Annotated in this window: 13 protein-coding genes; 4 read left to right on the top strand and 9 right to left on the bottom strand. The window is 43.4% G+C overall.

The window, feature by feature from the left end:
* The first annotated feature begins 209 nt into the window (after positions 1–209).
* Entirely contained in the window at positions 210–677 is a 468-nt protein-coding gene (gene secB, locus LO777_RS14925; protein WP_228854665.1) for a protein-export chaperone SecB, read from the top strand.
* Positions 678–738: 61 nt separating this feature from the next.
* On the opposite strand, the gene LO777_RS14920 is transcribed toward secB, so the two are convergent.
* The 8 genes from LO777_RS14920 to pilM all read right to left on the bottom strand — a co-directional run bounded on the left by LO777_RS14920 (position 739) and on the right by pilM (position 9,324).
* Complete coding sequence (locus tag LO777_RS14920) at positions 739–1,419, bottom strand: hypothetical protein (protein WP_228854664.1); 681 nt, start codon at positions 1,417–1,419, stop codon at positions 739–741.
* A 90-nt stretch (positions 1,420–1,509) separates the two neighbouring features.
* On the bottom strand, positions 1,510–2,523 hold the full coding sequence (locus LO777_RS14915; protein WP_228854663.1) for a hypothetical protein: 1,014 nt from the start codon (positions 2,521–2,523) through the stop codon (positions 1,510–1,512).
* A gap of 41 nt (positions 2,524–2,564) precedes the next feature.
* Positions 2,565–4,421 (bottom strand): pilus (MSHA type) biogenesis protein MshL, encoded by a 1,857-nt coding sequence (mshL, locus tag LO777_RS14910; RefSeq protein WP_228854662.1) that lies wholly within the window; start codon positions 4,419–4,421, stop codon positions 2,565–2,567.
* A gap of 58 nt (positions 4,422–4,479) precedes the next feature.
* A complete protein-coding gene (locus tag LO777_RS14905; protein WP_228854661.1) occupies positions 4,480–6,366 on the bottom strand; it encodes a secretin and TonB N-terminal domain-containing protein in 1,887 nt (628 codons plus the stop codon).
* Positions 6,367–6,369: 3 nt separating this feature from the next.
* Positions 6,370–6,897 carry a pilus assembly protein PilP gene (locus tag LO777_RS14900; RefSeq protein WP_228854660.1) on the bottom strand — a complete coding sequence of 176 codons (528 nt, stop codon included), beginning with the start codon at positions 6,895–6,897 and terminating at the stop codon, positions 6,370–6,372.
* 4 nt (positions 6,898–6,901) lie between these two features.
* Positions 6,902–7,471 carry a type IV pilus inner membrane component PilO gene (locus LO777_RS14895; protein WP_228854659.1) on the bottom strand — a complete coding sequence of 190 codons (570 nt, stop codon included), beginning with the start codon at positions 7,469–7,471 and terminating at the stop codon, positions 6,902–6,904.
* Between the two features lie 181 nt (positions 7,472–7,652).
* On the bottom strand, positions 7,653–8,240 hold the full coding sequence (locus LO777_RS14890; protein ID WP_228854658.1) for a PilN domain-containing protein: 588 nt from the start codon (positions 8,238–8,240) through the stop codon (positions 7,653–7,655).
* 31 nt (positions 8,241–8,271) lie between these two features.
* Positions 8,272–9,324 carry a type IV pilus assembly protein PilM gene (gene pilM, locus LO777_RS14885; protein WP_228854657.1) on the bottom strand — a complete coding sequence of 351 codons (1,053 nt, stop codon included), beginning with the start codon at positions 9,322–9,324 and terminating at the stop codon, positions 8,272–8,274.
* Between the two features lie 472 nt (positions 9,325–9,796).
* Between pilM and lepB the strand changes: the two genes are divergently transcribed.
* From lepB to LO777_RS14870, 3 genes are all read left to right on the top strand, one after another.
* Complete coding sequence (lepB, locus tag LO777_RS14880) at positions 9,797–10,456, top strand: signal peptidase I (RefSeq protein ID WP_407929074.1); 660 nt, start codon at positions 9,797–9,799, stop codon at positions 10,454–10,456.
* A gap of 296 nt (positions 10,457–10,752) precedes the next feature.
* Entirely contained in the window at positions 10,753–11,709 is a 957-nt protein-coding gene (locus LO777_RS14875) for an aspartate carbamoyltransferase catalytic subunit (protein ID WP_228854655.1), read from the top strand.
* On the top strand, positions 11,706–12,992 hold the full coding sequence (locus tag LO777_RS14870; RefSeq protein ID WP_228854654.1) for a dihydroorotase: 1,287 nt from the start codon (positions 11,706–11,708) through the stop codon (positions 12,990–12,992). The genes LO777_RS14875 and LO777_RS14870 overlap by 4 nt, the downstream gene beginning before the upstream one ends.
* Positions 12,993–13,050: 58 nt before the next feature.
* Here the strand turns inward: LO777_RS14870 and sfsA are convergent, their stop codons facing one another.
* On the bottom strand, positions 13,051–13,749 hold the full coding sequence (gene sfsA, locus LO777_RS14865) for a DNA/RNA nuclease SfsA (protein WP_228854653.1): 699 nt from the start codon (positions 13,747–13,749) through the stop codon (positions 13,051–13,053).
* Between the last annotated feature and the right edge of the window lie 191 nt (positions 13,750–13,940).

Raw genomic sequence — 13,940 nt, 5'->3', positions numbered from 1 at the left:
TGACTGATTTTGCAATTCTACAGTTGTTTCTTGCTCAATGATAATAAGTGAGTTCTAATAGCCGGCAGAGAATATGCGGTCAAAACTATTTCCGGGTACCCATGAAACTCAGTCAGATTGGAGATGTGCTTGCTGTATCAGGTTGAGTTTTGAATGCCTACCTTTTGCGGTGGGATTTTCAGAAAAAATAATTGAATCAGAGGAAAACCATGGTGGAAAACAAAGAAGAGAAAGCTGCAACACCCATTTTTCGTATGCAGAAGATGTATACTAAGGATCTGTCGTTTGAGAATCCCAACGCGCCCGCAGTATATATTACCCCACAGAAACAGGAACCGGCTGTAGAGGTGAACCTGCAATTGAAAAATACCAAAATGGATGATGATCACTGGGAAGTGGCCATCCAGATTACGGCCAAAATAACTTCAAAAGAAGATGATAAGACAATGTTCATTCTTGAGGTTGAGCATGCCGGAGTTTTTCTGTTAAAAAATATTCCAGAAGAGCATATTCAAATGGTTTTGGGGGTTGATTGCCCAACCCTGCTTTTTCCTTTTACCCGACAGATTGTAAGCCAGGTTTCGACAGATGGAGGATTCGCGCCGTTCCTCATGGAGCCGGTAAATTTCATGGCACTTTTTCAGAACTCCCAGAAAAAGGAAGGCGCAGATAATTGATCAGCCTGTTTCTGTAACTGTTCAGCCCCAGCCGCTGGACAGTTACAGGAAAAGGGAAGCCTTACCTGAGAACGAGATGTGGTATAATCATTTTTGCTCCCAGAACTGATGTGTAGTCATAGGTGCCGATAATAATACCTGTCATGAATCTGGTGTTGTTTAGAGCCGTTCCTTTTTCTGAGCGGTCTTCAACCAGAACTGTTCCGCTTCCTCCGCGATAACTCCAGGTAACCAGAGCTTTTCTTGCATCCATGTATTGAATTGGAGTGACGTTTTTTATTTTCACGCATTTACCGATCAATCCGTAAGGATTTGTTCCCGTGCTGTATTTATAACCGAGTGTAATAAGGCCATCCGGAGGGCAATCTTTTTCAGGATCCGGAAGATTCAATGATTCCTCGGTCAGGACGATTGTTTTTTTCCGGTTTTTCACTATCAGATAGGTACTGTTTGCCTGTTTTATTAATTGAAGATTATTTTCATCAAGAATATCCTTCAGAACCTGATCCCACCTTTTATTCTGAACTGACTTCGTTATTTTTTTCTTTATGTCCTTGTCGATGATTATTTTAGCCGATGAACCGGCAAGCCTGAGAATTGTCGTAACACATGTTGACAGATCAACATTTTTGAAATGTACGGTAATTCTTGGAATATTGCTTTTGGCATGAGGTGTTGAATATATAAAGAAAAAGAAAACAGAAGCCAGGCAGAGAAACATTAACCAGTTTCTTTTTTGCATGAAGATGTCTCCTCTTTCATTGAAATAAAAAAAGCCTCCAGTTGCAGGAAACAACAGGAGGCCAGTTAAATGATATAAAAAGAAAAAGAACTAAAGACCGTAAGTCACAAAATGGTTGACCAAAGTTGTAACACCTTTTTCAATAGCTTTATTGAAAAGAGTGTCATATTGGTGGTCTGCCATAAATGTTTCCGGAGAAACCTGTACCCTGACTCTGTTGGTCCAGACAACATTTCCTGTTGTTGCTTCCTGTACCCAGATACGCATCTGGACAGTTGCCTGGTCGATCTGGCCACTTCTATGTGATACTTTTCCAAGACCATATCCGGCTCCAGCCCATAGGACTGTATTGGCATCCTGACCCGTCCTGCCGAAAACACTTTCACCCTTTTCCCAGGGCCAGCTCACGGAGGAATATCCAAATCGGCCTCCAAGCAGGGCACCCATCAGTTGTTCATTTTCTTCATCATAGGCATCTGATGAGGCAAAGCCGAACATGATTCTGCTTGCACCACCGTTAATAAAAGGGAGAATCCCTTTTTTCCAAGGAGCCCATGTTGCTTCCTGGCGTGTCTTATATTCAAGAATGCGGCCTCTCATGATATAGTCAGCTTTAAAATGACGACCTATTTTGGCAAGTTTTTTAGTAGTTAACCCATGGGTACCGGCACTTGAAAGAGCCTTTGATGAATGCTTCTCATCTTCTGCCTGGATATAGATCTTTAATTGCTGTTTCATGGCATCAGACCATTCATTGGACAGTTCAGCCACAAGAGAGCTGTTTTTTACCTTTTCATAAGCTGATAGATCTATAATATCCTGATTGACAAGGTATTCAAAGACATCCTCCTGGACCGGGAGACCAAACCCATTTTTGACAAGCTGATCCGTCAGGGTTTCGGTGATGGTCATGTTCCTCCTGTGGGCAGACTCAAGATTTCCCTGTGAATAGTCCGCAAAAGGAAGAATTACTATGCTTTTTCCAGTACCCGGCTCATTGTAACCTGGTCCATCAGTCACTTTCAAAGTTTCTATCACAGTCTGGCCACAACCGGTCAGACTCAATGCGAAAATACCAATGATTAGATATTTCAGCCTGTTCATGTTGATCTCCAAGCAAAAGTTAAAAATTATTCCAGGTATAACTAGAAAATTCTGGGTTTCAGAAGGATGATGAGCTCACGTTTCACATGAGTTTTTGTCTCAGATCCAAAAAGATATTTTACAAGAGGTACATCGCCCAGTAGCGGTGCAAATTCCCCTGAGTTTTCCTTGGTATCACTGATAAGTCCACCGATAACAAGCATTTCTCCATCTGCTACTTTAACGGTTGTACTCATTTCCCTGATATTGACGATGGGAAGGCCGACAGTGCCACCGAGGTTGCCTACATCACGGTATTCAATTGGTTCCTGGAGGTTGGAAACCACTGGAACAAGATTCATGACCACGTGACTACCATCGAGAACTGTTGCGGTAAGTGCCATTCCAATACCGGAGAGAATACGGTCTGTATTGACTGTATAAGTTACAATTCCGGTATCAGAATCAAGGTCTGACTCAATATTGTCAATATATGTGACATTTCTTCCCACTGTAATAAAAGCGGGCTGACCATTCATTACACTGATTTTCGGATTTGAGAGAACTTTAGCATCACCCTGTTCATTGAGTGCATTAAGAAACACATCGAACGTTCTGGAAGCAAAAGAGATATTTGAAATAAACTGACCTGGATTTATTGTCTTGAAATAAGCTGTTTTATTAGCATTTGTATAAGTAACAGGACCCTGAACTGCATCATTGTTGAAAACAAAGGGATATACCTGGCCGTTATCGCCAAATGTTACAGTCCCGGATAAACCGAATTTTTTCAATACTTTTGACCAGTTTATACCGATATTGGATTCCTTGGTCAGTTGTACCTCAATAATTTTCGCTTCAATAGTGATCTGTTTATACAGTGAGTCTTTCAGGCTGTTGATGTATTTGGCGATTCTTTCATGCATCGCCTTGGTTGTTGTTACAGTTATGATGCCAACTGGTTTGTCAATCAGGAAGTAGGAGCCGTCTTTTGATGTCTGCCGGCTTGTCTTTATCTTTTGACTTTTATTGGCACTTGTACCCTGGGTTTTTAAGTTGTCTTTATATGAACCACTCGCATCGCTGCCACTTTTTTTATCTCTTTCAGAAACCCGTGCACGACCTTGCTGCTCAGCACCGAATTGTTTTTCGTAGTCTGAAATTGCAACCTCGCTTGTTTCGAGAATATTGAGTATGACTTTGAGGTTGGATTCAATATTATTCCAGATATCAAATTCGGTTTTTGTATCACTGTCTTTAGAAAAGACGCTTGTACCGACAGGGCTGCCCTGGGCTTCCAGTTTAATAAGTGCTTTAAATCCTTTTTCTGCCCCACCTGCCCCAATAATATCACCACCTGTTTCGGTAGAATATTTCTGGGTAATGAACGGCATGGCAATTCGATATTGTTTGGTGATTTTGTTGCGGACAAAAATTGTAGTATCTTTGAATTCGGCAAAATAACCTATCTGGGCAAGAAGATTGTTGACCGCGTCGAAAAAATCATCGTTTGGATTAATGTCAACATCAACCAGCGCATTTTGATCCACATCAGTTTGCCAGGAGACATTCATTCTTTTAAGGGCTGCCAGTCGCTTGAGTATATCCCAGAGGGGTTGCGGGCCTTTTGTTGAAGTAATTCGTGCTCCTACCTTGAGAACACTTTCCTCGGATTTGGCGATATCCTCAGATTCATCTTTATTAACGACATAAGATGCCGTCTGGTATTGCACTGGAAGACTTGTGGGATATTTGGGTTGCACCTGCACAGTCTTCTCTGACTTTGCCTGATCTTCCATGGCTGTTGATGCCGTGGAAAGTGAATTGTCTTTATGCTGAGAACTCTGGATGCACGATGACAACAGAATGGCGAGTAGCAAGAGGCTACCTGGAAAAATTAATTGTGTTATGGACTTCATAAAAACCTCTTGGGACGAAATAGTTCAAAAATAGCAGCTGTTTTAATGGTGCTGAAACTTATTGTATCATAAGTCGACCCTGAATATATTTTTTCAGGTCGGGTCTTATCTGGTAGCCGGATGCAAGGATGGCTTTGTATTCCTTGACCGCTTCAGATTTCAAGCCGAGTTTATCGAGAATTCGTGCTTTTGAGATCATGGTATCTATGGATTCTCCATAAGTAGTATGGTACTTGTCAATGAGTTTCAGGGCAGCGTCATTCTGGCCGTTATTTTCACTGAATGCCGCATAACTGAGTAAAGCCTCCTTCATTGGCGGTGTCGAGCTGATACTTTGAGCGAAATAGTCGGCAGCTTCAGAAATTCTCTGCATATTTGCAAGGCCGATCGCAGCATACAGAGCAGCATAGTTATCCTTGGGATGACGCTTAAGGTTTTCTTTTGCGTAATAGACAGCTTTGGCATTCATACCCAGGTTGACGAGATAAAGGGTCGTCAACCTGTTGGCCAGCTTAGCGTTATCAGGCCATAATTCCATTGCCTTTGTATAGAGCTGAGCAGCTGTTTCAAAGTCTTCGTTTTTTTCAAACTGCTGCGCTTGGCCAATAAGTTTTTTTGCTTCGATAATTTTGGGAGACACACGCTCAGCCTGTTCAATGACCAGAGCTTCCTGTTGGATCAGGTCTGTATCAGCAGTAAATGCCAGGTTGTCATCGGCCCTGGTTGGCCAGACAAACTCTTTCGATTTCGGATAAATAACAATAGTGTTGAATTTTTCTTCCTTGGTAAGGTCCATAAGGTTGAGGATGATATCAAGTGCAAAATCCCAGGGGACATCGGACAGAGCAAGAGTCAGGGAACCAGAGACATCCTCGTCGACAATTATATTAAGATCGGTTATTTGCCTGAACAGACGAAAAACATTGTGAATATCAATTTTGTAGAAATCTACACTGATACGCTGCTTTTTATATCCTGAAAAAGAGAAGTCATCCGACAGTTGTTTTGGAGAATTTTTTTGGGCGGCTTCCTTGACAAGCTGATCAGGATCCTGTTTGAGAAGTTCTTCGGAAGATCCAATTAATGCATCAAGTGTAGAGTCACTGTTCGATACAGCAGAAGCTTTTTTGCTTTCAGGCACCGGCGAACCCGCAGTTGCAGTTGTTGATTCATCAATAACAACAGCAAGTCCTTCTTGAGTAGGAGCAACACTGTATTTGAACATCGCAGGAGAAGCCGAATCAAAAACTATTCTGGCCCCCTTACCTCTCGGGGCGACTCGAATTTTTTCGACGGAAGTACCAATTGTTTTCTCACGAACAAGTTCGTTGATGTTAACATTGTCAATGTCTATATACATCCTTGGTGGACGGTTTTCACTTCCGCCTATTGTATCTACCCGATAATCCTGAATAGCAGCATTGGAGACAAGAGTTATCGTTGTTGTGTTGGGTGTGGAGGTGATTTTAAAATCAGTAAGAGAATTGGCCAGGGGTTCCGTTTTTACAGTCTGTTTGCCGGTTGCCGGAAAAACTGAAACGGTAAGACTGTTTCCATCGTTGGTGACAGTGTAATCATGGCTGTCAGCCAGGGAAAACTCAAAACGAAGAACAGGTGGTTCCTGTTTTTTCAGGTCCAGTATTTTCAGGGAGACAAAATTATTGTCGGGTACCTGGGCGGTACTGTTTGAAACATTTGCTGCAAACACTCCTCCTGCGATATCAACTACAGCCCTGAATGGAGAAAAACGTTCCGAGACCGTATAGGCTGGAGGTGAAGAACCTGAAATAATGTATGTAAGCGTATTGTCGGAAAGTTGAGTCTGAACGGCAGAAATCTGGTACGTGACACTGTCTGCAGCTTTAGCTGAACTATAAAATATTATTGACAATACGCAACATGCGAAGAAAACAACCGAAGAAGATCTGGCTAACCCTTTATACATTTTTTACTCTTCTCCCTCTTTCTTTAAGGTCATCACTACTTCAGTGATGATTTTTTTTCCTGCCCGTGTTTCTGCAGTTTCTTCTATAATTACATTTTGGGAGGTGATGTCTTTGACAACACCTCTTCTCCCTATTTTAATCCCTTCCTTAATGACATATCCTTTTCCTGTGAAATCCTGCACCATGGCGATATCTTCTGTTCCTTTTCGGAGAAGAGCAACGAGGGTGAGCTGACCCGGTTCAAAAAGCTGCATTCCGGTAAGTGTTTCAGCTTTTTCTACTATTTCATTCATATCAACCGCAGGAGCCGTTGCTTTTTCAGAAATGAAGGGTACGAATGGATCTGGACGATCTTCCAGGGCATATTCGAATGGAGTGTCATTTTCTGCTTTTAGAACAGGTGCAGTTTTTTTACTCTGACCAGCCAGAGTCCAGTGTATATTCAGGAAAAGACACAGGAGCAGACTTTGCAGGAAAATCAGCCTTGTGGAGAAAAAAACTGCTTTGAATAAAGTGAACAATCGATTCATGAGTTTATTTTGTTTTCGGTTTTGCCAGCGGTCTGTTGGTGAAACGATAAGTTACCAGCCTGCAGCTTGACTTGAGTAGCATCTCACCCCCTTCCTTTTTGGGGGAACCCATCCTTACATTTGAAACTGTAACAATTCTTTTGAGTTTACTCACCTGGTCAAAAAAGAAGCCCATGTTGTGATAAGGGCCTCTGACATCAATTGTGACCGGTATTTCGGCATAAAAATCTTTCGGAATATCAGCAAGAGGTCTGAATGTAAGAAAATCAAGACCGGCTGCCCGGCCGAGTGAAGAAATATCTTTCAAAAGTTGCGGGATTTCCTTTTCATCTGGTAGTAACGTTGCTGTTGCCTCAAATGTTCTTTCTGCTTCCTCCAGTTCTTTTTCAAATTTTGCAAGGTCTGCGGCTTTTCTTTTGACATTCTGAATCTGTGTCTGCAGGGTAGCTATCCGGTTTTCAAGATTTTTTATTTTTTTTGTATTGGGTTGATAGAGAAAATAATAAAACAGTGCTATCGGCAGAAGGATAAGAAAAATCATGATTATCACTTTGGCCTTTGGCTTCAGTGACATGAATTTTTCGTCTAAAAAAGTTGTAAAGAATGTGTTGCTCATTTCATTATATTGGCAAAGTTTAGTGCCTTACTCCTGAATGTCTCTGTCATAAAAAACAAGAAATCAGGGGAAGGTGTTTTAAAATTAAATGGTTAAGTTCATTTCCAAGGCACTTATACCCCCTTGTGGGGTGTTAGAATCATTTCGTTTTTTGCTTTGTTTCCTTTTCAGAGTCTTTTTTGCTTGGCTGTGCTACGGTGCAGTTGAGGGCAAAAGACTTCAGGTTTCTTCCGGATATTGTCTTCAGGGAGGAATTTGTCAGAGAGACTCCCTGAACAAATGGAGAAGCCTTGAGGCTATCCATGAACTGGGCGATAGTCTGATTGTCTAGTGCTACACCTTTCAGGTTGAGAGATGAATTTTGCTGATTCAGTGATTCGAGCCAGAGTCTACTGTTGTCCACACTGTTGGCTACTTCATCCAGGACCCTGACGGTAAGTGATGAATCAGATTTCAGTTTTTTGATTACATTTGTTTTCCGCTCAAGTTCTTCCCGTGTTTTTTTGAGTTTGGCTATTTTTTGAAGGATGGGAGTATATTTGGCTTTTTCTGCGCTGAGAGTGTTTACTTTTGCCGTGAGGGTTTTAATGTTCTGGACCTGCGAGTAACCCACCAATGCCAGTGATGCCAAAACAAGGAGAAAAAGGAAAAGCATGCCGAAAAACTGTTTCTTCGCTTTAGCTCTTTTTTGCAGCTGTCTGATGGGGAGCAGGTTGATTTTGAGCATTGTTAGGTCTGTTGCGGTAAACTGATAAAAGTTAAATGGATGATGACCTGAGAGCAATTCCTGTTGCAATGGCCATTTCCGGGGCGATATTTTCGAGGTAGTTCCGGTCTATTTTCTTCTTATTATAAGAAATTTTCGTGAACGGATTAAACAGTTCCACGGGAAGTTCTGTCTCTTTTGCGAGAAAATCGGTTAACCCGTTAACTTTAGATCCGCCACCACTCAATATGAGTTTAGTTAACAGTTGATCAGGGTGGTTGGAATGGTAGAGATCAATAGCTTTTTTTATTTCCAGTACCCACTGGGTACAGGTAGAAGTAAATATTTCTTCAATTTCCTGCTGTTTTTCATCAGCGGCGATATATCCTATTTTGAGAGCTTCAGCTTCATCAAAATCGAGATCAAACACGTTCTGGATCTGTTCCGTCAACTGTCTGCTACCGACAATGATATCCCTTGCGACGACTGATATCCCATTTGACAGAATGTTTATGTTCATTTTGGATGCCCCTATGTCTACAAGAGCAATGTTTTCACTGGACTGGTAATTGAATTCGTAAGTATTTTCCAGAGCAAAACCGTCAACATCAACAATAACCGGTTTCAGCTTGAGTCCCTGCAGCATTTCAAGATAATCATCGACGATTTCTTTCTTGGCTGCGACCAGCATCACATCCGTTCTGTCGTTATCACCAGTATTGGTTTTCAGATCCTGGAAATCCAGGTATACATCTTCAATGTCGAAAGGAATATACTGTTCCGCTTCCTCCATTATATGTTCTTCCAGTTCAGACTCCTCCATGACAGCAAGGTTGACCTTTTTTACGATTACCGAATATCCGGAGATGGAAAAACCAACTTTTCTGTTTTTTATCTTCAGGTTCTTAAACAGGTTTGCAATAGCCTCTCCAACGATTTCCGGCTCATTGAGTGTTCCGTCATCCACGGCACCCTCAGGTAGAACAACGCTGCCCAGGGCCAGAATGGAGTAACCTTTGCCTGATCGTTTAAACTGGCAAACCTTGATCGCATGGGAGCCAATATCAACCCCGACAATCAGGTCATTTTTGGAAAAGAACGGCATTTTTAGTGGTAAATGTTAGAATTGATAATTATCCAACTGCTGAATTGCGATGGTGCAAAGAATCGCAAAATGCTGATTTTTCGCATATATTTAATATATTAGTGCACAAAATAAATGCTTTGTCAAGAAAAACAAGAATTCATATCCAGATAATTTGCTTATTTTACAAGGTGTTAAACTTGTTAGTATCCTTGTCAGGATTGAATTGATACTACATGTTGTTGTATCAGACAGATGCAGCTCTTCATATTGTGTGAGAGTGTTTGGTTTTCCGGAAAAAACCATGAGTGACGGGTGATATGTAAACTTTCTTGTAATTGTAGTCTTTTTCAGGTAGTTTTGGCGTGTTCATTATCTGCCTGTGATTGTCGTGAGTTTGGAGATACTGAAAGGTTCCATCAGGGGAACAAAACAAACTTTCTGTCCGGCACCCTGAAATCGGGAGGACAGAACAAAATTGTAATTTAAATGTATGAGGGGTAGGAGCTTGTCTGGAAAAAACAGTAGTAAATCTGTTTTCAGAGAATATTTTGAGGCAATAGTTATTGCAGTACTGCTTGCCTTATTTATCAGAACTTTTGTTGTTCAGGCCTTTAAGATACCATCCGGTTCCATGTTGCCGACGTTGCAGATAGGTGATCATCTTTTGGTGAACAAATTTATATATGGTATAAAAGTACCATTTTCCGGGAAAATGATTGTTCCTTTTAAAAAGATTTCCCGGGGTGATGTTGTTGTATTCCGGTTCCCGAAAGATCGTTCTGTGGACTATATAAAAAGAGTAATTGGTACTCCGGGAGATACCGTAGAAATAAAAAACAAACAGGTTTTTGTAAATGGTGAACCCATAGATGACCCCCATGCCCATATATCGTCATCGGCAATACTTGATAAAAAGGTGAGTCCAAGGGATAATTTCGGGCCGATCCTTGTTCCTGAAGATCGTATTTTTGTTATGGGAGACAACAGGGACAACAGTTATGACAGCAGGTTCTGGGGATTTGTTGATCAGAAAGATGTGCTCGGCAAGGCGTTTATACTTTACTGGTCCTGGGATATAAAAGAACCGTTGTTCTCCTTTGATCGTTTTGCCTCAATACGCTGGGGCCGGATTGCCAATCTCATAGATTAAATAAAAGCTGAGTCCGTGACTGCTTTGTGTTTTTTAATACCTCACAATCCTGCACTTCGATGCCTCGTATCTTCGGCAAGATTGTCAATTACAGGATTGAGATAATATATTGAAACCAGGCGGTTAAAAGCCTTATGATCAGTTGCGCGGCACATTATTCAATGTGACCTGAAATCTTGTTCCTGAAATTGGCAGAGAATTCAAGGTGTTACACTGATTCTGCTTTCAGAGACCCCGGATTTATTGAGATCAACCTTAAGTCCGGGCAATACAAAATACTCAGGATGGTGAGCGATTTGAATCCGGATGAGAATTTTCAGCATTCACACATTTTTGGTATAGAACAGTTTTCCGTACAGGATATAAACCATATTCTTGCCACTGCTCGTTCCTTTAAGGAAATTGCCGACAGGCCGATTAAAAAAGTTCCTACCCTTCGCGGCAAAACAGTCATTAATCTTTTTTTTGAGCCATCAACAAGGACTCGCCTTTCATTCGAAATTGCCGCAAAGCGGATGAGTGCCGACACCTTTAATATTTCCGCATCAACAAGTTCGGCCACTAAAGGGGAAACCCTGACAGATACTGCGAAAAACCTTGAAGCCATGAGTCCTGATGCCATTATTATCCGCCACTCCAGCTCCGGAGCCCCACAGTTACTGGCAAAACATATTAATGCATCGGTGCTCAATGCAGGTGATGGAACCCACGAACATCCCAGCCAGGGATTACTCGACATGATGACTGTCCTGGAGCACAAGGGGCAGATCGAGGGACTGAAGATTGCCATAATTGGGGATATCAGTCACAGTCGTGTCGCCATGTCTGATATAATCGGTTTTACCAGAATGGGTGGGCATGTTCATATTGCGGGACCCAGGACATTTATGCCACCCCATATTGAAAAAATGGGCGCGACAGTCTGTGAATCAGTCAGGGAAGCTGTGGAGGATGCCGATGTGGTGATGGCCCTGCGTATTCAACATGAGCGGCAAAATGACTCTCTCATCCCGTCCCTTCGTGAATACGCCCGGTTTTATGGTATCAATAATCAGGTACTGCAGGCGGCCCGTCCTGACGCAATAGTTATGCATCCTGGTCCGGTCAATCGCGGTGTTGAGATGAATCCGGATGTTGTCGATGGCAAAAGATCAGTCATTCTCGATCAGGTGAGCAATGGCGTTGCTGTTCGAATGGCACTTTTATATCTGGTTATTGGTGGCAGCCGGAGTGAGCAGGGAGGGGCACAATGAAAGAAATACTTATTTTGCGAAATGGTCGTGTTCTTGATCCCGGAGCTTCACTGGATGCAGTAAAGGATATCTGGATTCGGGATGGAATTATCGTCAATCCTGGAAAAGGGATGCCTGAGTCTGCCGAAATTGTTGATGTTTCCGGCTGCTGGGTCGTACCCGGTCTGATTGATATGCATGTTCATCTACGGGATCCGGGGGAGGAGTACAAGGAAACTATTGAAAGCGGCTGCCGGGCTGCTGCCGCTGGCGGATTTACAGGTGTTGCCTGCATGCCCAATACCAACCCTGTAAATGACAACGGTTCGGTTACACGTTACATCTGCGAAGAAGCGCAGAAAGCCGGGTTTGCCCATGTCTATCCGGTTGGTGCGATCAGCCAGGGCAGCAGGGGTGATAAACTTGCCGAATACGGAGAGATGAAGGCGGCGGGGGCGGTTGCCTTTACGGACGACGGTCTTCCTGTGCATGACAGTCAGTTGATGAGAAGGGCCATGGAGTACAGCCTCTCCCATGGCTCATTGATCATGTCTCACGCCGAAGAAAGTTCCCTGTCGCGTGGTGGGTGTATGAATGAAGGGGAGACAGCTACCAGGCTGGGGCTGCAGGGTATCCCCAATGCCGCTGAAAGTATCATGGTTTACCGGGATATCGTCCTGGCTGAACTTACCGGGGCACGGGTGCATATCTCCCATGTTTCTACGGCTGAGTCGATTGAGCTTATTCGGCAGGGCAAGGCAAGGGGGGTCGGGGTTACAGCGGAAAGTGCTCCGCATTATTTCATGCTGACCGAAGAGGCTGTGACTGGCTATGATACACATGCCAAGATGAACCCGCCCCTTCGTTCACAAAAGGATCTGGAGGCGGTTCGCCATGCACTGACGGATGGTACCCTGGATGCCATTGCCACTGACCATGCGCCCCACTCAGTGCTGGAAAAGGATGTGGAGTTCAATTATGCGGCCAACGGTATTGTCGGTCTTGAAACGGCACTGTCCCTGGGACTTTCCCTGGTCAGGGAAGAGGTGATATCCCCTTTGCGTCTTGTTGAACTGATGAGTACCAGTCCGGCCCGGATTCTTGCAGTTTCCGGCGGAAGCCTGGCGGTCGGATCTCCGGCTGACATAACTGTGATTGATCCGGATAAAAAATTTGTGTTTGATGCGCAAAAGAGCTTTTCCAAAAGTGCCAATTCCCCTTTTTCCGGCTGGAAGCTTCAGGGCAGGGCAGTTCTTACTCTGCTCGGTGGAAAAGTCACTCACAGGGAACTCTCGGCTCCATGATCGTTTGGTGATGATTCTACTGATTATCGTCACAGGCCCGGGTCAAAATAAAAAGTTTTCAGGCAACGTCATGGGGGAGGTTTCGTACGACGGTAATTTCTTCGGGCGTTACTTCTGCCTGGTAGACAAGAATCTGTACACCTTCCCGGTTTGCCTTCATTAATGTTTCCCCGTAAACCGGATCAATATGTGATGCGGGAGAAAATCTGTCGGCATCCATTCTCTGCACAAGAAAAAATATACAGGTCTGGTGACCCTCATTTTTCAGTCTGATCAATTCATTCAGATGCTTTGTGCCCCTCACTGTTTTCGCATCGGGAAACATGGCACAACCATTTTCAGCCAGAGAGCAGTTTTTTATTTCCACATAAGTTCTTTTTTCACCTCTGCTGACCATGAGGTCAAGGCGGCTGCCGGCCGAGGTTTTAACTTCTGCTCTGATGGCATCAAAGGGAGAGAGTTCCGGGACGAGTCCCCGTTGTATTGCTTCGATAACGAGTTTATTGGTGCGGGAGGTGTTGACTCCGACCCAGGTCCCATTGTCCCGGACCATTTCAAGGGTGTGGGGATATTTTCTTTTCGGGTTGTCCGATATGGATAGGCGTACCGGGCTGCCCGGCGTGGAACAGGAAAGCATGGTACCTGTGTTGGGGCAGTGGACTGTAAGGGTCTCGCCATTTTCCAGGCGTACATCTGCCAGAAAACGTTTGTATCTTCTGATGAGTGTCGCCGGGAGGAGGGGGGCATCAAATTGCATGGGAAAAGAAGTTGTTTTCGCAATCTTTGTATTGCGGTTCAATGGAGTAAGTGCTACATAGTTTGTTACCGGGAGGATGAGTCATGGCATGGTTTCTGCTGTGATAAATCTCCTGGTACCGGTTGAAGCCGGGAGTGTAAATCTTTGTCTCCGTAGTAAAACATGAAAACTGTGTCGATCTGTTATAAAGC

Source organism: Desulfomarina profundi (assembly GCF_019703855.1).
GTDB lineage: Bacteria > Desulfobacterota > Desulfobulbia > Desulfobulbales > Desulfocapsaceae > Desulfomarina > Desulfomarina profundi.
Note: the sequence above shows the minus strand (reverse complement) of the source record. Positions and strands in the feature narration are given on the sequence as shown.

Coding starts and splice junctions, on each gene's coding strand:
- LO777_RS14915 (WP_228854663.1), bottom strand. CDS start 2,523: ATGAACAGGCTGAAATATCTAATCATTGGTATTTTCGCATTGAGTCTG.
- LO777_RS14870 (WP_228854654.1), top strand. CDS start 11,706: ATGAAAGAAATACTTATTTTGCGAAATGGTCGTGTTCTTGATCCCGGA.
- secB (WP_228854665.1), top strand. CDS start 210: ATGGTGGAAAACAAAGAAGAGAAAGCTGCAACACCCATTTTTCGTATG.
- LO777_RS14920 (WP_228854664.1), bottom strand. CDS start 1,419: ATGCAAAAAAGAAACTGGTTAATGTTTCTCTGCCTGGCTTCTGTTTTC.
- pilM (WP_228854657.1), bottom strand. CDS start 9,324: ATGCCGTTCTTTTCCAAAAATGACCTGATTGTCGGGGTTGATATTGGC.
- LO777_RS14900 (WP_228854660.1), bottom strand. CDS start 6,897: ATGAATCGATTGTTCACTTTATTCAAAGCAGTTTTTTTCTCCACAAGG.
- lepB (WP_407929074.1), top strand. CDS start 9,797: ATGAGGGGTAGGAGCTTGTCTGGAAAAAACAGTAGTAAATCTGTTTTC.
- LO777_RS14895 (WP_228854659.1), bottom strand. CDS start 7,471: ATGTCACTGAAGCCAAAGGCCAAAGTGATAATCATGATTTTTCTTATC.
- sfsA (WP_228854653.1), bottom strand. CDS start 13,749: ATGCAATTTGATGCCCCCCTCCTCCCGGCGACACTCATCAGAAGATAC.
- LO777_RS14905 (WP_228854661.1), bottom strand. CDS start 6,366: ATGTATAAAGGGTTAGCCAGATCTTCTTCGGTTGTTTTCTTCGCATGT.
- LO777_RS14890 (WP_228854658.1), bottom strand. CDS start 8,240: ATGCTCAAAATCAACCTGCTCCCCATCAGACAGCTGCAAAAAAGAGCT.
- mshL (WP_228854662.1), bottom strand. CDS start 4,421: ATGAAGTCCATAACACAATTAATTTTTCCAGGTAGCCTCTTGCTACTC.